Annotated in this window: 14 protein-coding genes; 10 read left to right on the top strand and 4 right to left on the bottom strand. The window is 71.3% G+C overall.

Annotated features, from left to right (window positions below; translation table 11 throughout):
- The first annotated feature begins 28 nt into the window (after positions 1 to 28).
- Positions 29 to 508: a hypothetical protein gene (locus V6U86_RS24035; RefSeq protein WP_334506737.1), complete on the top strand. Its 480-nt coding sequence runs from the start codon at positions 29 to 31 to the stop codon at positions 506 to 508.
- A 99-nt stretch (positions 509 to 607) separates the two neighbouring features.
- Here V6U86_RS24035 and V6U86_RS24030 read toward each other — a convergent pair whose 3' ends face one another.
- Positions 608 to 856 (bottom strand): DUF2277 family protein, encoded by a 249-nt coding sequence (locus V6U86_RS24030; RefSeq protein ID WP_334506735.1) that lies wholly within the window; start codon positions 854 to 856, stop codon positions 608 to 610.
- A gap of 139 nt (positions 857 to 995) precedes the next feature.
- Here V6U86_RS24030 and V6U86_RS24025 point away from each other — a divergent pair, with 139 nt between their 5' ends.
- From V6U86_RS24025 to fxsT (V6U86_RS23990), 8 genes are all read left to right on the top strand, one after another.
- Positions 996 to 1,184 (top strand): hypothetical protein, encoded by a 189-nt coding sequence (locus V6U86_RS24025; RefSeq protein WP_334506733.1) that lies wholly within the window; start codon positions 996 to 998, stop codon positions 1,182 to 1,184.
- 63 nt (positions 1,185 to 1,247) lie between these two features.
- Complete coding sequence (locus V6U86_RS24020; RefSeq protein WP_334506731.1) at positions 1,248 to 3,524, top strand: FxsB family cyclophane-forming radical SAM/SPASM peptide maturase; 2,277 nt, start codon at positions 1,248 to 1,250, stop codon at positions 3,522 to 3,524.
- Positions 3,508 to 4,332 (top strand): aminoglycoside N(3)-acetyltransferase, encoded by an 825-nt coding sequence (locus V6U86_RS24015; protein WP_334506729.1) that lies wholly within the window; start codon positions 3,508 to 3,510, stop codon positions 4,330 to 4,332. The genes V6U86_RS24020 and V6U86_RS24015 overlap by 17 nt, the downstream gene beginning before the upstream one ends.
- 146 nt (positions 4,333 to 4,478) lie before the next feature.
- On the top strand, positions 4,479 to 5,141 hold the full coding sequence (locus V6U86_RS24010) for a TIR-like protein FxsC (protein ID WP_334506727.1): 663 nt from the start codon (positions 4,479 to 4,481) through the stop codon (positions 5,139 to 5,141).
- Positions 5,138 to 6,382, top strand: coding sequence for a TIR-like protein FxsC (locus V6U86_RS24005; RefSeq protein ID WP_334506725.1), 1,245 nt, complete (start codon positions 5,138 to 5,140; stop codon positions 6,380 to 6,382). Before V6U86_RS24010 ends, V6U86_RS24005 begins: the two co-directional genes overlap by 4 nt.
- Positions 6,372 to 10,229: an FxSxx-COOH system tetratricopeptide repeat protein gene (gene fxsT / locus V6U86_RS24000; RefSeq protein WP_334506723.1), complete on the top strand. Its 3,858-nt coding sequence runs from the start codon at positions 6,372 to 6,374 to the stop codon at positions 10,227 to 10,229. The genes V6U86_RS24005 and fxsT (V6U86_RS24000) overlap by 11 nt, the downstream gene beginning before the upstream one ends.
- Before the next feature lie 136 nt (positions 10,230 to 10,365).
- Positions 10,366 to 11,634 carry a TIR-like protein FxsC gene (locus V6U86_RS23995; protein ID WP_334506721.1) on the top strand — a complete coding sequence of 423 codons (1,269 nt, stop codon included), beginning with the start codon at positions 10,366 to 10,368 and terminating at the stop codon, positions 11,632 to 11,634.
- Entirely contained in the window at positions 11,631 to 15,500 is a 3,870-nt protein-coding gene (gene fxsT / locus V6U86_RS23990; RefSeq protein ID WP_334506719.1) for an FxSxx-COOH system tetratricopeptide repeat protein, read from the top strand. The genes V6U86_RS23995 and fxsT (V6U86_RS23990) overlap by 4 nt, the downstream gene beginning before the upstream one ends.
- 47 nt (positions 15,501 to 15,547) lie before the next feature.
- On the opposite strand, the gene V6U86_RS23985 is transcribed toward fxsT (V6U86_RS23990), so the two are convergent.
- Positions 15,548 to 16,450 carry an alpha/beta fold hydrolase gene (locus V6U86_RS23985; protein ID WP_442935004.1) on the bottom strand — a complete coding sequence of 301 codons (903 nt, stop codon included), beginning with the start codon at positions 16,448 to 16,450 and terminating at the stop codon, positions 15,548 to 15,550.
- A gap of 241 nt (positions 16,451 to 16,691) precedes the next feature.
- Here V6U86_RS23985 and miaB point away from each other — a divergent pair, with 241 nt between their 5' ends.
- Positions 16,692 to 18,185 (top strand): tRNA (N6-isopentenyl adenosine(37)-C2)-methylthiotransferase MiaB, encoded by a 1,494-nt coding sequence (gene miaB / locus V6U86_RS23980; RefSeq protein ID WP_334506714.1) that lies wholly within the window; start codon positions 16,692 to 16,694, stop codon positions 18,183 to 18,185.
- Positions 18,186 to 18,224: 39 nt separating this feature from the next.
- On the opposite strand, the gene V6U86_RS23975 is transcribed toward miaB, so the two are convergent.
- Positions 18,225 to 19,595 carry a pectate lyase family protein gene (locus V6U86_RS23975; protein ID WP_334506712.1) on the bottom strand — a complete coding sequence of 457 codons (1,371 nt, stop codon included), beginning with the start codon at positions 19,593 to 19,595 and terminating at the stop codon, positions 18,225 to 18,227.
- A 235-nt stretch (positions 19,596 to 19,830) separates the two neighbouring features.
- Positions 19,831 to 21,420, bottom strand: a complete 1,590-nt coding sequence (locus tag V6U86_RS23970) for a cellulase family glycosylhydrolase (RefSeq protein WP_334506710.1) — start codon at positions 21,418 to 21,420, stop codon at positions 19,831 to 19,833.
- Between the last annotated feature and the right edge of the window lie 347 nt (positions 21,421 to 21,767).

The raw sequence follows: 21,767 nt of genomic DNA, 5'->3' as shown, positions 1-21,767 counted from the left end.
GTGGGGACGAACGCAGCGAGGAGGCGGAATGACCGAGCTGTGGAACTGGAGAATCGACGGGGCTCAGCCCGTGGAGGTCTACCCGGCGTTGGCCGAGGCGCTTGGTCGGGTGGTGATGCCGTTGGCGGCGGCCGACCCGGCGCGGCTGCCGGCGTACGCGGTGGTGTGTGACGTCTGGCAGGCGCCGGGCGAGTTCGCGACGGTGGTGGACTGCTACGGGGTGCCTGAGCAGCTCTCCGAGCACGCGAGCATCGCCGCTCTGGCCCGATTGTTGGGCCGCAACTGCCTGCTGCGCGACGACACGCTCGACGCGGGCCGGCACCTGCTCGTCGCCCCGGACGGCACGGTCCGCCCGGTGCATTTCGACGTGCGGGACACCGACGACGGTGAGGTGCTCAGCAAGCTGCGGCTCTGCTCGCTGGGCGACCCGGGTTGTCGGGGCTGGTCGCAGTGCCACCGCTCGCGCTGGGCGCCCGACACGGTCGCCCCGGCGCTCGCCGCGGCCTGACCCGACAGGGGTCAGGCCCGGCCGGGCCAGGTGCCGTCTGGGCGAGCCGGACGGCTCTGGCAGGTCAGGCGGCGCTGGTGATCAACGCGGCGGTGGCGATCAGCCGGCGGCAGTGGCCGACCGGTCCGTGGCGCCCGATCCGGCGCCCCGCACCACCAGTTGGTCGAGCAGGGTGCGCGTCGCCCCGGCCACGGCGGCCACCGCGGCGTCGAACGCGGCAGCGTTGTGCGCGGCGGGCGTCCGGAAGCCAGAGATCTTCCGGACGTACTGCAACGCCGCCGCCTCGACGTCCGCGTCGGTCACCTGCGGGGTGAACGGTTCACGCAGCGTCTTGATGCTCCGGCACATGTGAGTTCCTCCTCGATTGGTGCGCTACTTGACCAACGATGACATCGTTGGGGCTGTTGCCTATTCTGGTGGCGCGTCAGGGCCCTCGGGCCGTCCATCACACCTCCCGTGGCACGTCCGCGGGACCCGGAGAATCATTGTGGACAACGCACCCACCCGCCCATCCCGTCCGAGCCTGGACGACTTCACACATAGCCTGGGCACCCCGCTGGAACGGATCGTCGTCGAGCACGCCGATCTGATCGAGGCGGTGCGCCGGCGCGTCGTCACCAACGGTTCCGTGCCGTCCGACACCGTGCCCGTCGCCGCCTTCAACTCGTCCATCTGAGTGATGGTCTGCCGGTGCGGCCCACCCGGAACGGGCGGATCCTGCCGGCGGATCAGTCAGTTCGTGTTGAAGGTGCACAGCCGGTGTGACCTCAGCTGCGACCACTGCTACGTCTACCAGCACGCCGACCAGACCTGGCGTGGCCGTCCGGCACGGATGCCGCCGGCCACGGTCCAGGCCGCCGCACGGCGCATCGCCGAACACGCCCGCGAGCACGAGTTGTCGATCGTGCACGTCGTACTGCACGGGGGTGAGCCGCTGCTGCTGGGCGCCGTCGGGCTGCGCGAGGTGCTGGCCGAGTTGCGCACCACGATCACCCCATGGGCTCGGCTGGACCTGCGCATGCAGACCAACGGCGTCCTGCTCGACGAGGAATTGTGCCGGCTGTTCGTCGAGTACGACGTGCGGGTCGGGGTGTCCTTCGACGGCGACCGTGCCGCCAACGACCGCCACCGGGTCTTCGCCCACGGTGGCAGCAGCTACGACCAGGTCCGGCGGGCGCTGGCCCTGCTCCGGCGACCGGAACACCGCGCCAGCTACGCCGGCATCCTCTGCACGATCGACGTCCGCAACGATCCCGATCGGGTGTACGAGGCACTGCTGGCCGAGCACCCGCCCCGGGTCGACCTGTTGCTGCCCCACGCCACCTGGGACAACCCCCCGGAGCGCCCCGGCCCCACCCCAACCCCGTACGCGGACTGGCTGGGGCGGCTGCACCGGCGGTGGGTGGACGACGGCCGCCCGATGTCGATCCGGATGTTCGAGGCGCTGCGCCCGGGTGGCGGCGGCACCGAGGCGTTCGGCCTCGCGCCGGCCGACGTGCTGGTCATCGAGGCGGACGGCAGTTGGGAGCAGGTCGACTCGTTGAAGACCGCGTACCACGGCGCGGCCGGCACCGGCTTCGACGTGTTCGACCACTCGGTGGACGAGGTCGCACGGCACCCCGGGGTCGCCGTCCGGCAGGACGGCGTGGACGGCCTCTGCGCGACCTGCCGGTCCTGCCCGGTGGTCGACCGGTGCGGCGGCGGCCTGTACGCCCACCGCTGGCGCACCGGCTCCGGCTTCGACAACCCGTCGGTGTACTGCGCCGACCTGCTCCGCCTGATCGACACCGTGGACGCCCACCCGCCGCCCACCCCGCCGACGTCGGGCAAAGCATCGAGCACCTCGCCCGTCGACGAGTTGCTGGACGACCTGGCGACCGGGCACAGGGCGGCGTCGACGCTCGCGCTGCTCGCCGCTACCCAGCTCTCCATCACCCGGGCGCTGCTGGCGGCCTGCCGGGGCGGCTTCGGCGCCATGGCCGCCTGGGAACTGCTCGTCCACCTCGACCAGGCCGCGCCGGAGGCGGTCCGAGCGGTCCTGGCGCACCCCTTCGTCCGGCCCGGGCTGGTGCATCGCCTCAACTCCTCGGCCCCGCCCGGCCTCGCCGCGGCAGCCGACCCACTGCCGGCCCTGGCCATCGCCGCGGCGCTGCGGGCCGGCATCCCGGCCGCGTTGCAGGTTCCGGTGCGGGCCAACACGATCACGATCCCCGCGCTCGGCAGCCTGGTGCTGCCCGGCCTGGGGGAGAGCGCCGAGGTGACCGTGCGACCCGGCGAGTTCCAGGTCCGGGGTGGCTCGGTCGACCATACGGTGCTCCTCGATCCGACGGCACCGCCGTTGACCGGCTGGCTTCCGACCCGCGACGTGTCGGTGCCCGGCGGCCGGGTGCTCCTCGAGGACAGCGACCCGTACCGCGACTGCTACGGCCAGGAGGTGCAGTCCCGCCTGGACGGTCCAGCGGCGCGGGCGTTGAGCCGTACCCTGGCGGAGGCCTGGCGGGTCGTGCACCGGGACGTGCCGGCGCACGCGGCGGCGCTCGACGGCGGTCTGCGTGCCGTCGTTCCGTTGGCGCCCGACCCGGCGCGACCGCTGCGGAGCGCGACCGCCCGGCACGCGTTCGGCGCGGTCGCCGTCACCCCCCATCCCGACCCGGAGACGATGGCGGTGCTGCTCGTGCACGAGTGGCAGCACGCGAAGCTGGGTGCGGTCCTCGACCTGTACGACCTGGTCGAGCCCGGCCAGGGCACCCGGATCCGGGTGCCCTGGCGTCCCGACCCGCGGCCACCGGAGGGCGTCCTCCAGGGTGTGTACGCCCACCTCGCCGTCACCCAGGTCTGGCGGTCGCGGGCTGTCTCCGACGGCGGCGAGGCGTTGGCGCATGCCGATCGCTTCCACTCCTGGACACGGGACGGCGCCGACGCGCTGCTGGCCAGCCGGTCGCTCACCGCGGCGGGTGAGCGGTTCGTCGGCCAGTTGCGCCACGCCTTGGAGGAGACCCGTGCCGGGTCCGGATGAGCGCCAACCGCCCAGACTGGGCCGTCTCCGCCTCGCCGACGACCTGCGGGCGTTGGGCGTCCGCCCGGGTGCGTGCCTCCTGGTGCACTGCGCCCTCCGCCGGGTGGGCCCGCTGAAGCACGGCCCCGCGACTCTCGCCGACGCTGCGCGGGACGTCCTCGGCCCGGTTGGCACACTCCTGGTGCCCACCCAGACCGACGGTAACTCGACCACTTCCCGGGCCTACCTGGCGGCGACCGCCGGTATGGACGCTGCGCAGCGCGAGCGGTACGACGCGGCGCTGCCGGGCTGGGACCGCCGGACCACCCCTTCGCAACGGATGGGGGCGCTTGCCGAGTACGTCCGATGTGCTCCCGGTGCCGTGCGCAGTGACCATCCACAGACCTCGTTCGCCGCGCTCGGCCCGCAGGCCCGGCAGCTCACCGACGGCCATGACCTCACCTGCCACCTGGGGGAACGCTCACCAATGGGCGAGCTCTACGCGGCGGACGGGCAGGTCCTGCTGCTCGGCCTCGGCTACGAGGCGTGCACCGCACTGCACCTGGCCGAGTACCGGCTGCCGGTGCCGCCGCCCGAGCGCGACTACCACTGCTTCCGGCTCGTCGACGGGCGGCGGGTCCGCCTCGACTTCCGGGCTGCCGACCTGGACGACCGGGACTTCCCGGCGGTGGGCGCCGCGCTCGACGAGACGCCGTTCGTGCGGCACGGTCGGGTCGGGCGGGCAAGCGCGCGCCTGTTGCCGGTGCGTGCCGCCGTGGACTTCGCGATCGGTTGGTTCGGCGCGCACCGCCTGGCGTTGCGACAGTGAACCGGCCGACCGCCCCGGCGCCTGCTGATACCCGCCACTGTGGACTTCGACGTAGAGTGACGTGGCGGCAACCGGATCGTCCTGCGGCATTGACGAGCGCCTTAGGCTGAAAGTCCGGTCGCTTTCCGGACGGCGGAGGAACGACGGTGAGCGAAGCGGTAGCAGTCGCCGATACGCAAGCCCCGCTGTTCTTCGTGAGCTATTCGCGTCCGAGCATTCGGCGTGCCGGAAACCCCCAGGGATACCTCTCGCGGTTCTTTGATGACCTCTCCACCCATGTCATCGAGTTGGTGGGCCTGCCGACCGGGGTCGACCCCGGTTTCATGGACAGCTCACTGGGCGGTGGTGAGCGCTGGACCCCCGAACTGTTGCGCGCCGCCGGGACCTGTCAGGTGTTCATTCCGCTGGTGTCCAGCGCGTTCATCAGCAGTGCGTGGTGCGCCATGGAATGGCATGCCTTCGCACGACGTCGCATCGAGCCACGTGTCGCGGGTAGCTCCGCGCACGAGACGGCGATCGTGCCCGTCAACTGGTCGCCGACCGCCGAGTCGTCGCTGCCGCCGAGTATTCGTGCCATCCAACGGTTCTCGCCGACCGCGAGACCGGATGACGACAGCATCGTGCGCCAGTACGAGCAGGAGGGGGTCTACGGCTTGCTGGCCATGCAGCAGGAGCAGGCGTACCGCGCGGTGGTGTGGCGTCTCGCCCAGCGGGTGGTGGCGATCCATCGCGCCTACCATGTGCAGCCGCTGGTGCCCGCGGGCGTCGAGGAGTTGCGCACGCTCTTCACCGAGGAGGCGGCCGCATGACGCCGCTCACCGCCGAGGGGCGGGTGCCAACTCGCCAGACCTACTTCTTCCTGAGTTACGCGCATTCCGCCCCGCTGCTGGGTGCCCGCACCGACACCGACGTCTGGGTCGACCACTTCTTCGCCGATCTGTCGGGTGAGGTGGGTCGGCTGGTGTCCCCGCGCCCGGGCGTGGAGATCGGTTTCATCGACCAGTCCATCCCACCGGGGGCCGACGTGAAGGCGGCCCTGGCAGACGCCCTCGGCGCGGCCCAGGTGTTCGTGCCGCTCTATTCGCCGGGCTACTTCGGCAGATCATGGGCGCTGGGCGAGCAGGAGTCCTTCCTGACCCGGCTGCTCCGCGCGACCGGGGAGCCGGCATCCCCCGTCGTACCGACCGACCACGTGGCGCCGGTCCTCTGGATCCCGGTGCCCAGTTGGGAGGAGCATCCCGAGCTGGACGCGGCACTGGATCTGGGTCGGGACGTGCCCGAGTACGCCGAGAACGGCATGCGAGCGCTCTGCATGCTCGGCGCCTACCAGGAGCAGTACCAGATCCTGCTCGGGCGGCTGGCCCGGCGGATCGTGGAGCCCACCCGACGTTTCTGGCTGCGCCCGTCCCGGGCTCCCGCCCTGGACGTGTCGCGGCGGATCTCGGCCGACCCGGATTTCGTGGTGACGGTGCTGGCACCCACCCGAGACCGGCCGCCCGAGGGGCGGGAGGCGTCCTCGTACGCCGAGCGCAGCCGCCTCTGGCGCCCCTTCGGTTCCGGACAGGAGCTCCCGGTGGCCGAGTACGCGGCGAGCACCGCTGAGCGGCTCGGCCTGTCGGTGCACATCACCGATTTCGCCGACGCCGAGGACCTGCTCGAGATCCGCCCCGGCGTGGTCCTGATCGACCCGTGGTGCACCGAGCTTCCCGGCGGCATACCCGCTCTGCGGTCCGCCGCGCGGTCGCTGCCGCCATGGGTGGTGCCGCTCGTGGTGACCGACGCCGACGACCCGCGCGACGCGCACCGCGGCGCCGACCTGGCGCGGCTGGTGCTGGGCGTACTGCAGGACGCGGGCGCGACGCGAGCGCGGTGGGTCGGGCGGATGGATGAGTTCGCCGGGCTGATGCCGACCTTGGTGACCGAAGCCCGGCGGCTCTACCTGAAGCATGGCGCGGTGTTCCCGGCATCGGGGCCGAACACCAGGCCACCCAGCCTTCGTAGCCCGGTCCCGTCACCGTTCGAAGCCCCGGAGGTGCCCGATGAGCACTGAGCGCGACGGTCAGGTTGTCACCTTCTACTCGTTCAAGGGCGGAACGGGCCGGACGATGGCACTGGCCAACGTCGCGTGGATCCTCGCTGCCAACGGCAAGCGGGTGCTGGTCACCGACTGGGACCTGGAATCGCCGGGCCTGCACCGCTTTTTCCACCCTTTTCTGGACGTGGCGGCGATCGGCGGCACCCCCGGGGTCATCGACCTGATCCGGGACTACGAGTCGGAGACCATGCGCGAGGCGGTGCGACCGGAGGGGTGGGTCGAGCAGTTCGCCCGGGTCAACCGGTACGCCTTCTCGTTGGTCTGGGAATTCCCCGGCGGTGGCGGGCTGAGCTTCCTCTCCGCCGGCCGGCAGAACAGCGACTACGCCGTTTCGGTGAGCGGGCTGGACTGGGACACCTTCTACCACCGGTTGGGCGGGGCGCAGTTCTTCGACGCCCTGCGCGAGGACATGAAGCGCGAGTACGACTACACCCTGATCGACAGCCGGACGGGGCTCAGCGACGTCGCCGACATCTGCACCCTGCACCTACCGGACACGCTGGTCGACTGCTTCACCCTCAGCGACCAGGGCATCGAGGGTGCCGCTCAGGTTGCCAGCGCCGTCGCCCTGCACCGCTCGCGCCGCGGCATTCGGATCCTGCCGGTGCCGATGCGGGTCGACCAGGCGGAGAAGGAGAAGGCCGACGCGGGACGGGCGCTCGCGATGCGCAGCTTCGTCGGTCTGCCAACCGGGATGACGGAGGCGGATCGGCGGCGCTACTGGGCGGCGGTGGAGGTGCCGTACCGGCCCTTCTACGCGTACGAGGAGACGCTGGCGACCTTCGGCGACGCACCCGGCTCACCCACGTCGCTGCTGGCGGCTTACGAGACGCTGACCATGGAACTGACCAACGGCGACGTGCGCGCGATGCCGCCGATGGACGAGTCGGTGCGCGAGCGGCAGAACGCCCGCTTCCGGCGCCGCTACGCGCTCCCCGACGACGACCTCCTGCTCCGCTACGCCCCTGAGGACGCGGTCTGGGCGGAGTGGATCGAGCGGGTGCTCAGCTCCGCCCGTGTGCGGGTCGTCGACGGGAGCCAACCGGCCAAGCCCGGCGCGAAGACGCCGGCCCGTACGCTGACAATCCTCTCCCCCGCCTACGTGGCCCTGCCTCCCGCGGCGTTGCCCCCGCGCGACACGGCCGCCGGCACCACTCCGCTCGCGGTCTACGTGAGTGATCTTCGGCCTCTCGCGGAGTTCGCGGTGGCCTCCTCCGTCCATCTGGTCAACGTCAGTGCCGCGGAGGCCGCGGAGCGGCTGTTCCGGCTGGTGGACCGCCCGCCGCCGCTGCGTGCCTACGGTCCGGCCGATGCCGGTCTGCGCTTCCCGGCCGCCGAGCCGGCCGTCTTCAAGGCACCGAACCGCAACGCGCGCTTCACCGGCCGCGAAGGTGAGCTGGCCAGGCTGCGTCGGCGCCTGGCCCCCGCCAAGCCGGTCGCCCTCCAGGGGATGGGCGGCGTCGGCAAGACCGAACTCGCCCTCGAGTACGTGCACCGGTACAAGTCCGCGTACGACGCGGTCTGGTGGATCACCATCGAGGCGACGGAGTCGGCTGGCGCCGACGTGGAGAAGTCCCTGGCGACCTTCGCCGCCCGGCTCGGTGTCGGTGGCCACTCGGACCGGGCTGACGACGTGCGGGCGGTGCTGGAGGCGCTGGGGCGGGGTGAGCCCGGGCGGTGGCTGCTGGTGATCGACAACGCAGAGGAGGTCGACCCGTTCGAGCGTTTCCTGCCGCGCGGCGGGCACGTGTTGCTCACCTCGCGCAATCAGGGCTGGGGGGCGCAGGCCACGCTGATCCAGGTTGACGTCTTCGCCCGTGCGGAGACCGTCGCCCACCTGCTGCAACGCGTGCCTTCCCTCACCAAGGAGGAGGCGGACCGGATCGCCGACGCGCTCGGCGACCTGGCGGTGGCGGTCGCCGCGGCCGGCGCCTACCTTGCAGATACCGGTACCCCGGTCGACGTTTACCTGGAGCAGATCGAGCGGCACGGGTCCATGGCCCTCCCGGTGGAGGCCACCTGGGATCTGTCGTTGGCGCGGCTGCGTACGCAGTTTCCGTCGGCGTTCCGGCTGTTGCAGCTCTGTTCGGTGCTGGCCCCGGAGATCGACCTGAAACTGTTGTACAGCAACGACATGGTGCAGGCGATGGCGTCGTTCGACCCCGCCGTGTCGGATCACCTGGTGATGGGGCAACTGGTCCAGCAGATAACCCGGTCGGCACTGCTCACGCTGAACAAGTCGGAGGAGCGGGTGCTGGTGCATCGGCTGCTCCAGGCAGTGGTCCGGGAGTCGATGACACCGGACGAGGTCGCCAACACCCGACACGAGGTGCACCTGGTGCTGGCTGGGGCCCGCCCTCAGGGTGACGCCGACGATCCGCAGACCTGGGACAAGTTCCGAATGCTCTGGCCGCACATCGAACCTTCGGGTGTGGTGGGCAGCCGGGACAAGTCGACCCGGGATCTGATCATCGACCGGGTGCGGTATCTGTGGCGTCGGGGTGAACTCGACCAGGCGAACACCTTCGCCGCGGAGGCCGACGGCGTCTGGTCGGCGCGGCTGAACCACCTCCAGGGCAACGACGAGGTCGCCACGCTGCATCAGCAGTTGCTGCACCTGCGCTTCAACCGTGCGAACGTGCTGCGGGCACTGGCCCGGTACGACAAGGCCCACGACCTGGACGAGCAGGTCCTCGAGGAGCAGCGAGAGCTCCTGGGCGACCGGCATCCGCACACCCTGATGACCGCCAGCAGCCTGGGTGCCGACCTGCGGGCTCTCGGCCGCTACACCGAGGCGATCGAGCGTGACGGGAAGACCTACAAGGCTTGGCGTGAGGAGGTCGGCGACCGACATCACAAGACGCTCATCGCGGGCAACAACCTCGCGCACTCCTATCGCCTCGTCGGCGACTTCCGGTCGGCGCGGACCTGGGACGAAGACGTGCTCCAGCTCCGCAGGCAGGTATACGGCCAGGAACACCCGTACACGCTGCACTCGGCCGCGCAGCTGGCACGCGATCTGCGGGAGGCCGGCGAGTACGTCGAATCGGCGACGACGCTACGCCCCGTCCATGAACAACTCGCCGGTCTGAAGGAGATGGGCAGCGAGGCGGGGGACACCCTGAACGCCCAGGTCAGCCTCGCAGTGTCGCTGCGTTGCGCGGGTCAGGAAGAGGAGGCGGCCGAACTGCTCGACGCGGCGTACCCGGTGCTCGAGGCGAAGTTCGGGCGGGACAACCCCGAGACCCTGATCTGCCGGGCGGCTCTGGTCGCCAATCTGCTGGCACTCGGCAAGACCGAGCGCGCCGTGGTCGAGGCGGAGCAGGTGGCGATGATTTATGGGCGGTGGCTGGGTGCCCGCCACCCGCACACCCTGGGTGCGCTCAGCAACTTTGCCGTGGCGCAGCGAGCCGTGGGCCAGGCGGCTCAGGCCCGCGCCACGGCTGAACGGGCCGCCACCGCGCTGCGCGAGGTGCTCGGGCCGGACCACCCGCACACCCTCGCGGCGGAGGAGAACCTCGGCGTCTGTCTCGCCGAGGAGGGCCATCGGGACGCCGCGATCGAGCGCCTCCGGGCGACCGCGGACCGCTGGGTGGCCACGTCCGAAGCGAGCCATCCGGACACCCTGCGTTGTCGGGCGAACCTGGATCTCGTGCTGCGGGAGACCGTCGGCGACCAGGAAGCTACGACCATCGCCGCGGTCGTCTCGTTGGGCGAGGTGGTCGGGGTCGACCACCCGGGCGTGCGGGCGCTGCGGGATGGACGCCTGGTCGCCCGGATCATCGACCCTCACCCGTTCTAGCCCGTACGACGCCAGTGCCCGGAAGGGAAGTCATGAGGGGTGAGCGCGACGTAGTCATCGACCCGTCGTACCTGACGGGGTCAGAGGCATCGGAGAGCATGGACGAGCTGCGTGAGCAGTGTGCCGAGGAGCCGGCATGAGCCCGTCGGCGGACCGGAGTCGGTCGGCGCGGGGGACGTACTTCTTCCTCAGCTACGCCCACTCGGCACCGCCACCCGGCGCCCGCGCCGACGCCGACTTCTGGGTCGGCCAGTTCTTCGTCGATCTGACCGACGAGGTGCGACGTCAGGCGCGGCCGGTCGCCGGGATGCGGATCGGCTTCTTCGACCAGCACATCCCGTTGGGCGCCGACTGGAAGGCCGCCCTCGCCGAGGCGCTCGGTGAGGCCGAGGTCTTCGTCCCGCTCTACTCGCCCGGCTACTTCAGCCGCCCCTGGGCACTGGGGGAGCAGGAGTCCTTCCGGGCCCGGCTGGCCACCGCCGGGCCGGCCCGGGCCACCGCCGGTCACCTCACTCCGGTGCTGTGGATTCCGTTCCCCCCGTGGGAGGCCCACCCGGAGCTGGACGGCGCCCTGGACCTGGCTCGGGACGTCCCGGAGTACGCCGCGGACGGCCTGCGCGCGCTCTGCATGCTGGCCTCCTCCTACCGGGCCCAGTACGAGCTGCTGCTGAGTCGACTGGCGAGCCGGATCGTGCACACCGCCGAGCGGCGACCGATGGGCCCCTCCCGGGCGCCCGGCCTGGACGAGGTTGTCCGCCCGGCGTCGACCGACCCGGACTTCGTGGTCGCTGTGCTGGCCCCGACCCGGGACCGGCTGCCGGTCGATCGCGACCCCGCCGGCTACGCCGCCAGCGGGCGGCAATGGCGACCGTACGGGCGCAGCCAGCAGCTACCAGCCGCCGAGTACGCGGCCAGTGCCGCCGAGCGGCTCGGGCTGTCGGCCCGTACCGAAGACTTCGCGCAGGCCTCCGCGCTGCTCGGTCGACGGCCGGCCGTGCTGCTGGTCGACCCGTGGATCGCGGCTGCGCCGGCCGCGGCCGCGGTCCTCGCCCGCATGCTGCACGGCCTGCGGGAATGGGTCGTGCCGTTGGTGGTCACCGACGACGGCAGTCAGGACGCCACCCGCTGGGCCACCGAGGTGACCGAGCTGCTGCACGACGCTGGGCTGCCCCAGGTGAAGCGCGCGTGCAGCATGCCGGAGTTCGTCGACCTGATGCCGGCGTTGGTCACCGAGGCACGCCGGCAGTTCCTCAAGTACGGCCCGGTGGTCCCCTTCGAAAAACCGCCGGGGCCGGTGCCGAGCCTGCGTGACGGTCTGACCGCCGCCGGCTCGACCGAGCCCACCGACCCTGCGTCCCCGCCTGCTGATCCGAGCCGACCGCGTCCCCACGGAGAAGACCGATGAACAACGATCGCGACGGCCAGGTCGTCACCTTCTACTCGTTCAAGGGCGGAACGGGTCGGACGATGGCGCTGGCCAACGTGGCCTGGATCCTGGCGGCCAGCGGCCGGCGGGTGCTCGTCGCCGACTGGGACCTCGAGTCACCCGGTCTGCACCGCTACTTCCAGCCGTTCCTCGACGCGGAGGCGATTCAGGGCACCAGCGGCGTGATCGACATGATCCGCGAATACGAGTGGGAGACCACCCGGGTCGACGACCGGCCGGACCGCTGGATGGAGCAGTACGCCCGGGTCGGGCGACACGCGTTCTCGCTGCGCTGGAACTTCCCCGACGGCGGCGGCCTCGACTTCCTCTCCGCCGGCCGGCAGAACAGCGACTACGCCGTCTCGGTGAGCGGGCTGGACTGGGACAACTTCTACAACCGGCTGGGCGGGGCGCAGTTCTTCGAGGCGCTGCGGGCGGACATGAAGCGCCAGTACGACTTCACCCTGATCGACAGTCGGACGGGGTTGAGCGACGTCGCCGACATCTGCACCCTGCACCTGCCGGACACCCTGGTCGACTGCTTCACGCTCAGCGACCAGGGCATCGACGGCGCGGCCCGGGTGGCGCACTCGGTGCGGGACCGGTACCGGCGGCGGGACATCCGGGTCCTGCCGGTGCCGATGCGGGTCGACCAGGCCGAGAAGGAGCGGGCCGAGGCGGGTCGCCTGCTGGCCATGCGCCGGTTCGCCGGCTTGCCGGCCGGCATGACCGAGGCGGAACGGCGGCGTTACTGGGCCGCGGTGGAGGTCCCGTACCGGCCGTTCTACGCGTACGAGGAGACCCTGGCCACCTTCGGTGACCCGCCCGGCTCGCCGACGTCGCTGCTGGCCGCGTTCGAGACGCTGACCGGGATCCTCACCGACGGCGCGGTGACCGCGCTGCCGATGATGGACGAGTCGGTGCGGGAACGGGGCAAGGCCCGGTTCCGTCGACGCACCGAGGCGATCGACGACCAGATCGTGCTCCGGTACGCGCCGGAGGACGCCATCTGGGCCGAGTGGTTGGAACGGTTGCTCAGCTCGGCCGGGCTGCGGGTGGTCGATCCCACGACCGCCGTCGGGTCCGCCGGCACGCCCGCGCCGCGCACGCTGACCGTGGTCTCACCGGCCTACGTGGCGACGCCGTCGGGCGGTCTGCCCGCTCGCGACACGAGCACCGGTTCCACGGCGCTCGCGGTCTACGTCGCCGACCTGCGCCCGCTGGCGGAGTTCCCCTCGCAGAGTTCCACCAACCTGGTAAACGTGAGCGCGGCGACCGCAGTGGAGCGGGTACTGCGGCTGGTCGGTCGGCCGGTGCCGTCGTCGGCGGACGGCCCGGCGGGTGGGAGTGCCCGCTACCCCGGCGCCGAGCCGTTGATCTTCAACGCCCCCAACCGGAACGCCCGGTTCACCGGCCGCGAGGACGACCTGGCCCGGCTGCGCGCGCAGTTGCAGAGCGGGGGCGACGCTGTCGTGCTGCCGGTCGCGTTGCAGGGCATGGGTGGCGTCGGCAAGACGCAGGTGGCCCTGGAGTACGTGCACCGGTTCAAGGCCGCGTACGACGTGGTCTGGTGGATCGTGGCGGACCCGCCGCAGTTCGTCGACACCGCCCTCGCCGACCTCGCCAATCGTCTCGGCATCCTCGTCGGGCCGACCCTGCCCGACACGGTCCGGTCGGTGCTGCAGGTGCTCGGCCGTGGTGAGCCGTACGAGCGGTGGCTGGTCGTGCTGGACAACGCCGAAGAGCTCGATCAGATCGAGCCCTTCCTGCCGCAGGGCCCCGGGCACGTTCTGCTGACCTCCCGCAACCGGGCCTGGGGTGACCGGGCGAACCCGATCCAGGTGGACGTCTTCGATCGCACCGAGAGCGTGGCGCACCTCGCTCAGCGGGTGCCCACGATCAGCGCCGAGGAGGCCGACCGGGTGGCCGAGGCGCTCGGCGACCTGCCGATCGCGGTGGCGGCGGCGGGTGCCTGGCTCGCCGACACCGGCACGTCGGTCGCCGACTATCTGCGGCAGATCGAGCGGCACGGCCCCAGCGCCCTCTCCGTGGAGGCCACCTGGGACCTGTCGCTGAACCGGCTGCTCGACCAGGCGCCGGCCGCGTACCGGTTGTTGCAGCTCTGCTCGGTGCTGGCCCCCGAGATCGCCCTCGAACTCATCTACAGCGACGAGATGGCGGCTGCCCTCATGCCGTTCGACCCGTCCGTTTCCGAGCGGCTGGTGCGCGGCGCCGTGGTCCAGCAGATCAACCGCCTGGCACTGCTCAAACTAAACGTTCAGAGCGGTCACGTTCAGGTGCACCGGCTGTTGCAGGCGGTGGTCCGGGACCGGATGACCGAGGACGAGATCGCCGCCGCCCGACACCAGGTGCACCTCGTGCTGGCCGCGTCCCGACCCCGCGGCGACGTGGACGACCCGGCCACCTGGGCCCGGCTGCGCATGCTCTGGCCACACCTGGAGGTCTCCGAGGCGCTGGCCTGCCCCGACGAGTCGGTGTGTCAGCTGCTGATCGACCGGGTCCGTTATCTGTGGCGGCGCGGCGGTCTGGACCAGGCCGACGTGTTCAGCCAGGAGGTGGACGACACCTGGAGCGCCCGACTCGGCGATACGCGCGACGAGGTCGAGGCATCGGCGCTGGGCCGGCACCTGCTGCACCTGCGGTTCAACCGGGCGAACATCCTGCGCAGCCTGGGCCGGTTCGACGAGGCCCGGGGCCTGGACGAGGCGGTGCTGGCCGAGCAGCGCCGACTGCTGGGCGCGCTGCACCCGCACAGCCTGATGACCGCCGGTGGCCTCGGCGCGGACCTGCGGGCGCTCGGCCGGTACGCCGAGGCCCTGGAACGGGACCGGTCCACCTACGCCTCCTGGCTCCAGACGTTCGGCGAGGACCACCCTCGGACGTTGAGCGCGGCCAACAACCTCGCCGTCTCGTACCGGCTGGTCGGCGACTACCGGTCGGCCCGTCGCTGGGACGAGGAGGTGCACCAGCGGCGGCGACTGGTGCTCGGCCCCACCCACCCCTACACCCTCGTCTCCGCCATGCGCCTCGGCATCGACCTGCGGGAGGCTGGCGAGTACGAGAGGTCGACCGCCCTGCTGCGCACGGTCCACGACACGTACTGCGAGGTGCTCGGGGCGGATGACGGGCAGAGTCTCGTCGCTCAGGCCAACCTGGCGGTGTCGCTGCGCAGCTCCGGTCGGGGCAGCGAGGCCGCGCCGATGTTCGAGACGGCCTACCACGAACTCGACGAACACTTCGGTCCGGACAACCCGGACACGGTGGCGTGCCGGTCGAGTCGCGCCGCGAACCTGTTGGCGGTCGGCGACGCGGCTCGGGCGCTGACCGAGATGACCGCGGTGCGTCTGGCGTTCGAGGAGCAACTCCGGCTCGGCCCGGAGCACCCGCACGCGTTGGCGACGGTGAGCAACATCTCGGCGGCGGAGCGTGCCCTCGGGCGCAGGTCGGACGCGCTCGCGTCGTCGGCCCGGGCGGTCACCGGGCTGCGCAAGGTGCTCGGGCCGGACCACCCGCACACGCTCGCGGCCGAGGTCAACCAGGCGGTGTGCCTCGCCGAGGAGGGTGACTGGGTGTCGGCGCGGGACCGGCTGCGGGAGACGTCCAGCCGGTTGGCCACGGTGATCGGCGCGGACCACCCGGACACGCTGCGCTGCCTCGGTGATCTCGCCCTGGTGGCGAGGACGGCCGGCGACGGCCCCGCCACAGAGGACGTCGGGGTGGTGGCCGACCGGCTGGCCGAGGTCATCGGCCAGGAGCACCCGACCGTGCAAACCCTGCGCGAGCGGCGCTTCGTCGTTCGGGTGATCGACACGCACCTGCTGTGATCGGACGCCGTACCGACTCGCCGCTGTGGCCGCGCCGGGATGTGGGCTCAGAGCCCTGGGCCGGTCGCGAGCTCTGGCGTGGCCAGCCAGGTCAGGGTCTGTGGCAGGATCTCCACCGCCCCGAAGTGCGCGGCGCCGGGCTGCACCTGCACTTCGGCGCGCGGAATCCGCGAGGCGAGCCAGTGGGAGTGCTCCACCGGGGAGAACCGGTCCTGTTCGCCGTGCCAGAGCCGGACCTCCGCGCGGATGGCGCCCAGGTCGAACCCCCAGCTCCGCCGGATCGCCAGCACGTCGTCGATCCAACCCTCCGGCCCGTGTCGCAGCGCCTCGGAGTACATGTCGGTCAGCAGCCGGCGGATCGCGACGTCGTCGACGACCCGGATGTCCTCGTCGGGCAACTGGGGGCGGAGGAAGTCCAACAGCGTCATCGGATCCCGCCGGGCCTCTGCCGCGCGGACCTGCAGGTTGAGCTTGAGCTCGGCCAGGTCCTCGTCGGCCTGCCCGTAGTCCTCCACCTTCGAATCCGCCATCCCGGCGTACCAGTCCAGGTCGGGCGCGCCGGCCGGAGCGAGCCCCACCAGCACGGCGGCCCGGGTGACCCGGTCCGGCAGGAGCGCGGCACAGGCCAGGGCATGCGGCCCGCCACCGGAGCGGCCCACCACCGCGAACCGCTCGATGCCGAGGTCGTCGGCGATCGCCGCCACGTCGGCCGCCGCGTCGGCCACCCGACGACCTTCGTGCCGGTCGGAGTCGCCGTACCCGGGCCGGTCGTAGCAGACGAGGTGCACGCCGAGGCGGTAGACGACGATGCCCCGGGGGCGGGGGGCACTGCGGCTGCCCGGGGTGCCGTGCAGCAGGAAGACCGGGGTGCCGTCCGCGGCGCCGGAGGTCTCCACCGCGAGGTGACGCCCATCCGGGGTGGCGACGGAGCGCTGTGCATCGTGTCGCAGCACGGTTGGCCTCCTGTGGGTCGTTCTGCGCTGCCCGGCTGAGCGGAGCCGCGCAGCGGTCGCCCTGAGTGCGAAGACCCCGAATCGCCCAGAAACACGTTCTGTGCCGCAGCGTACTGCCCGCTGTGAACCTCCACCATGGGTCGCCGGGTCGACGCCGCAGGACGGGACAATGCCGGTCGGAGGTCCTCCCGGGCCGGGCCGCTACCCTGGTAGCCCGAGGGGAAGGGGCACCAACAGGGTGGCTAGGACCTACAACGTCGTGACGTACGGCTGCCAGATGAACGTGCACGACTCCGAACGCATCTCCGGCCTGCTTGAGCAGGCGGGATACGAGCGTGCGCCCGCTGGCGACGACACCCCGGACATCGTGGTCTTCAACACCTGCGCGGTGCGGGAAAATGCGGACAACCGGCTCTACGGCAACCTCGGTCGTCTGCGCCCGGTGAAGGACAAGCACCCCGGGATGCAGATCGCGGTGGGCGGCTGCCTGGCCCAGAAGGACCGGGGCGACATCGTCCGCAAGGCGCCCTGGGTGGACGTGGTCTTCGGCACCCACAACATCGGCGCGCTGCCGGTGCTGCTGGAGCGGGCCCGGCACAACGCCGCCGCCGAGGTGGAGATCCTGGAGTCCCTCGACGTCTTCCCCTCCACGCTGCCCACCCGCCGCGAGTCCACCTACGCCGGTTGGGTGTCGATCTCGGTGGGCTGTAACAACACCTGCACGTTCTGCATCGTGCCGGCGCTGCGCGGCAAGGAGAAGGACCGGCGCCCCGGCGACATCCTCTCCGAGGTGCGCGCCCTGGTCGACGAGGGCGTGCTGGAGGTGACCCTGCTCGGGCAGAACGTCAACTCGTACGGTGTCGAGTTCGGTGACCGGTACGCGTTCGGCAAGCTGCTGCGGGCCTGCGGCGACATCGACGGCCTGGAGCGCGTCCGGTTCACCAGCCCGCACCCGAAGGACTTCACCGACGACGTGATCGCCGCGATGGCCGAGACGCCGAACGTCTGCCACTCGCTGCACATGCCGTTGCAGTCCGGCTCCGACGACGTGCTCCGGGCGATGCGCCGGTCCTACCGTTCCGAGCGCTACCTGGGGATCATCGAGAAGGTCCGGGCGGCGATGCCGGACGCGGCGATCACCACCGACATCATCGTCGGTTTCCCCGGTGAGACCGAGGCCGACTTCCAGCGCACCCTGGACGTGGTCCGGGAGGCCCGGTTCTCCTCGGCCTTCACCTTCCAGTACTCGAAGCGGCCCGGCACCCCCGCCGCGACCATGGACGGCCAGCTGCCCAAGCAGGTCGTGCAGGAACGTTACGAGCGGCTGGTCGCCTGCGTCGAGGAGATCACCTGGGCGGAGAACAAGCGCCTCGTCGGGGAGACGGTCGAGGTGCTGGTCGCGGTCGGTGAGGGCCGCAAGGACGAGCGGACCGGCCGGATGTCCGGGCGGGCCCGCGACGGCCGACTGGTGCACTTCGCCACCGAGACGCCCGGCGGGGAGTCGCTCGCCGGCCAGATCCGGCCGGGGGACATCGTGCACACCACGATCACGTACGCCGCGCCGCACCACCTGAACGCCGACGGGGCGCTGGTGGCGCACCGGCGTACCCGGGCCGGTGACGCGGCCGAGGCCGGCCGCTCCCCGCGTACCCCCGGGGTGTTGCTGGGTCTGCCGACGATCGGCGCACCGCCGGTCGCGCCCGCGCCCACCGCCGGTTGCGCCGCGCACTGATCGCACGGAAGGGCCCCTCGTCGAGGGGCCCTTCCTCGATCAGACGGTGATCTTTCCGGCGCCGGCGCCTGCCGTCACGATGGACTTGACGTTGCTCGCGGTGTCCAGCTGGTAGGAGTACGGGATGCTGGCCACGCTGCCGCCGGCCTGGCCGGTGGGCGAGTTGACGAAGTGGTTGTTGCGGGCGACCAGGCTGCCGGGCCCCGAGTCCCCCTCACCGAGGTGGTACGGGTCGTCGACGTTCTCGAAGTAGTTGCCCTCGACGAGCACGCCGGCGTTCTCGGTGGACGCGACGCCGTAGCCGCCGTTGGCCCGGTAGTAGTTGTTGTACACGTGCACCGGGTTGCCGAAGCGCACCCGGGGGTTGCGCTGGTTGCTGCCGTCGAACCAGTTGTGGTGGTAGCTGACCCGCAGGTGACCGACGTCCTGGCCGGCGTTGTCGTCGCTGTGGCCGAGCAGCATGGTCTTGTCGTGGCTGAAGACCCGGTTCCACGAGACGGTGACGAAGTCGGAGCCGCGCTTGATGTCGACGGCGCCGTCGTACCCGTTGCTGAAGGTGTTGTGGTCGATCCAGATGTTGGTGGCCGACTCCTGCACGTTGATCGCGTCGTCGTTCCAGTTGCGGAAGGTCAGGTTACGGATGATCACGTTGCGGTCGCCGCTGATGTTGAACCCGCAGCCGACGATTGTCGCCCCGTAGTTGCCGAGGATGGTCTTGTTGGACCGGACCCGCAGCATGCCCGAGCAGGTGATGGTCCCGGTCACCCGGATCACTGCGGCCCCGGTGGCGTTCAGTGCGCTGGTCAGGCCCGAGGCGTTGCTGACGGTGGTCGTGCCGGCGTTGCCGCCGCCGGTGGTGCCGCCGTTCTGGGTGGCCCAGCCGACCAGGGCCGACGGCTGCTGGTCGGTCGGCGGGGGAGTGCTCGACGGCGGTGGGGTGGTGGTCGGCGGTGGGGTGGTGGTCGGCGGTGCGGTGGTCGGTGTGGTGCTGCCGGTGCAGGCGACGTTGTTCAGGGTGAAGCTGCTCGGAGCCGGGTTGCTGGAGTTGTTCCAGCTCGCGTTGAAGCCGAACGTGGCGCTGCCGTTGGTCGCCAGGGTGCCGTTGTAGTCGACGTTGGTCGCGGAGACCTGGTTGCCGCTCTGCGAGGCGGTGGCGCCCCACGCCTGGTTGACCTGCTGACCGGCCCCGTACGACCAGCGCAGCGTCCACCCGGAGAGCGGGTCGCCGAGGTTGGTGACGGTGACGTTGCCGGTGAATCCTCCCGGCCACTGACTGGCCACCGAGTAGGCCACCTGGCAGCCGGCGGCTGCCTGGGCGGACACGGAGCTCAGCAACCCGGCAGTGACGAGGGTGGCGGTGGCTGCGGCGGTGGTGGCGATCAGCGTCGCACGACGCTGTCCTGTGCGCATGCTGCTTCCTTTCGGTGAGGCGGACGGAGGTGTCGCGACGCCCATGCCCGTGGGCGGCGATCTCGGCCGGGACCAGTGGTCCTCGGGCCCGCCAGTGCAGGTTCGTGAAGGAAAGCGGCTCCGACGCTTGCGCCCGCCGATAATAGGCAAGCGCTTTCCCGATGAAAGCATAGAAGAACCTTGATGTAAATGGTCGGGACGGCCGATGCGGTGCGCACCGGCCGTCCCGGGTGGTTCAGCAGCCGGTGCCGTTGAGTTTCACAGTGCCCGGCGCGCTGGCAGTGCCGTTGGCGGTGAAGCCCACGGTGACCGACCCGCCCGCCGGCAGCGAGGGGGCATGGCTCGGAGCGGCCGCGGTGACGGTCGTGCCGGACTGCGTGACGGTGGCGTTCCAGCCACTGCCCAGCGTCACCCCGGACGGCCAGCTCCAGGTGACCGACCACGGGTTCACCGCGCCCGAGCCGGTGTTCTTCACGGTCAACTCACCCTGGAAGCCGCCCTGCCACGCGTTGACCTGCCGGTAGGTGGCCGTGCAGGCGCCGGTCGGCGGATCCGTCGGCCCACCCGTCGGGCCACCGGTCGGCCCGCCCGTGCCGCCGGACGGCGCGATCAGGTACGGCTGCAGGATCGCCTGCTTGGCGGTGTTGATATTGGTCCAGTCGTCCAGCGCGATGCCGCCGGTGTCACCCGAGTTGGGGTTCCACGACCAGTAGGTGAAGGACATGCCGGTCACCCCGGTCCCGGTGTACGCCATCAGCTTCTCCAGCCACACCTTGTCCTTCGGGTCGACAAGGGTGCTGCCGAACTCGCCCATCATGATCGGGGCGATGTTCTGCTTGTAGAGGTAACCGAAGTACTTGTCCCAGATGGCCGGCATGTTCGCCGGGTAGTCCGGGGCGTCGAACCAGGTCTGCCGGTACACCGAGGTGGCGTACTCGTGCGGCGAGTAGACCAGCCGGTTCGCCACGTTCAGCCGTACCGGGAACTGCCCCGCCTTCGACAGGTTGCCGCCCCACCAGCCGCAGTCCTCGTCGTTGCTCGGGTCGTTGTCCCAGACGTTGGAGAGGCCACCACTCGGGCAGCTCACCCCCTCCACGAAGATCAACCAGTTGGGTTGGATGCCAAGGATGGCGTTCCCGGCCCGCTCGGCGGCGAGCCGCCAGTCCCGGGTGGTGTCGCCGCAGCCCCAGCACGCGCCGGTGGCCGCCGGGTTGGTGCCCTCCGCGTGCGGCTCGTTGTGCAGGTCCGCGCCGATCACCGTCGGGTTGCCCGCGTACCGCTGGGCCAGCATCTTCCAGTCGTTGATCCAGGTCGCCTCGGAGACCGTCGAGGTGTACCAGAGCGGCGACTGCCCGGCCGACGTCGGCCGGTGCCGGTCCAGGATGATCCGCATCCCCTTGCTGCCGGCGTAGTCGATCACCTTGTCGAGGATCTGCAACGGCGACAGCCCGATCAGGTCCGGGTTGACGAAATCGTTGATCCCGGTGGCGGTCGCGCCCGCCTTCAGCGCGTCGTTCGAGTACGGCACCCGCAACGTGTTGTAACCCAGCCGGGCCATCGTGTCGAGCTGCCCCCGCCACGGGTTGCTCGACCACAACCCGTGGAAGGTCTTGTTGTCGGTCTCCATGCCGAACCAGTTGATGCCGGTCAGCCGGACCGTGGCGCCGGTGCTGTCCACGATCTGGTTGCCACTGGTGTGCAGATAACCGGTACCGGTGCCAGCGGCAACGGCCGGGCTGGTGCTGACGGTGGCGGCGATGAACACGCCGGCCGCGACGGTGGCGAGCGCGGTGAGCGCGCCGCCGAGAGCTTTAGGACGGAACATTCGAGCTCCACTTCGGAGGTCCGGCGCCATCCAGGAACGACGCCGGCGGGCGGCCGCGCGCACGTCACGGTCCCTCAGGGGTACGCAGACAGTGCGCGACGGCCCAGGTCACGCGGACGTGGTCACTCGCGGAAGCACACCGGCGACCCGCGACGGCGGTTGCTCCGCCTTCGACGCCCTCGTGCCGGTGGCCCTAGCTGGCTCCGTCGCTCATTCTGATCAGGCCACGTCGATGCGTCAACCTGCCCCGCCGCCCCGCCGCCCCGCCGCCCCGCCGCCCCGCCGCCCCGCCGCCCCGCCGCCCCGCCGCCCCGCCGCCCCGCCGCCCCGCCGCCCCGCCGCCCCGC

It is taken from the genome of Micromonospora sp. CPCC 205558 (assembly GCF_036902955.1).
In the GTDB taxonomy this organism is placed as follows: Bacteria; Actinomycetota; Actinomycetes; order Mycobacteriales; family Micromonosporaceae; genus Micromonospora.
This window is presented reverse-complemented; position numbering and strand designations above follow the sequence as displayed.

Coding starts and splice junctions, on each gene's coding strand:
- V6U86_RS24005 (WP_334506725.1), top strand. CDS start 5,138: ATGACGCCGCTCACCGCCGAGGGGCGGGTGCCAACTCGCCAGACCTAC.
- V6U86_RS24030 (WP_334506735.1), bottom strand. CDS start 856: ATGTGCCGGAGCATCAAGACGCTGCGTGAACCGTTCACCCCGCAGGTG.
- V6U86_RS23970 (WP_334506710.1), bottom strand. CDS start 21,420: ATGTTCCGTCCTAAAGCTCTCGGCGGCGCGCTCACCGCGCTCGCCACC.
- fxsT (WP_334506723.1), top strand. CDS start 6,372: ATGAGCACTGAGCGCGACGGTCAGGTTGTCACCTTCTACTCGTTCAAG.
- V6U86_RS23995 (WP_334506721.1), top strand. CDS start 10,366: ATGAGCCCGTCGGCGGACCGGAGTCGGTCGGCGCGGGGGACGTACTTC.
- V6U86_RS24035 (WP_334506737.1), top strand. CDS start 29: ATGACCGAGCTGTGGAACTGGAGAATCGACGGGGCTCAGCCCGTGGAG.
- fxsT (WP_334506719.1), top strand. CDS start 11,631: ATGAACAACGATCGCGACGGCCAGGTCGTCACCTTCTACTCGTTCAAG.
- V6U86_RS23975 (WP_334506712.1), bottom strand. CDS start 19,595: ATGCGCACAGGACAGCGTCGTGCGACGCTGATCGCCACCACCGCCGCA.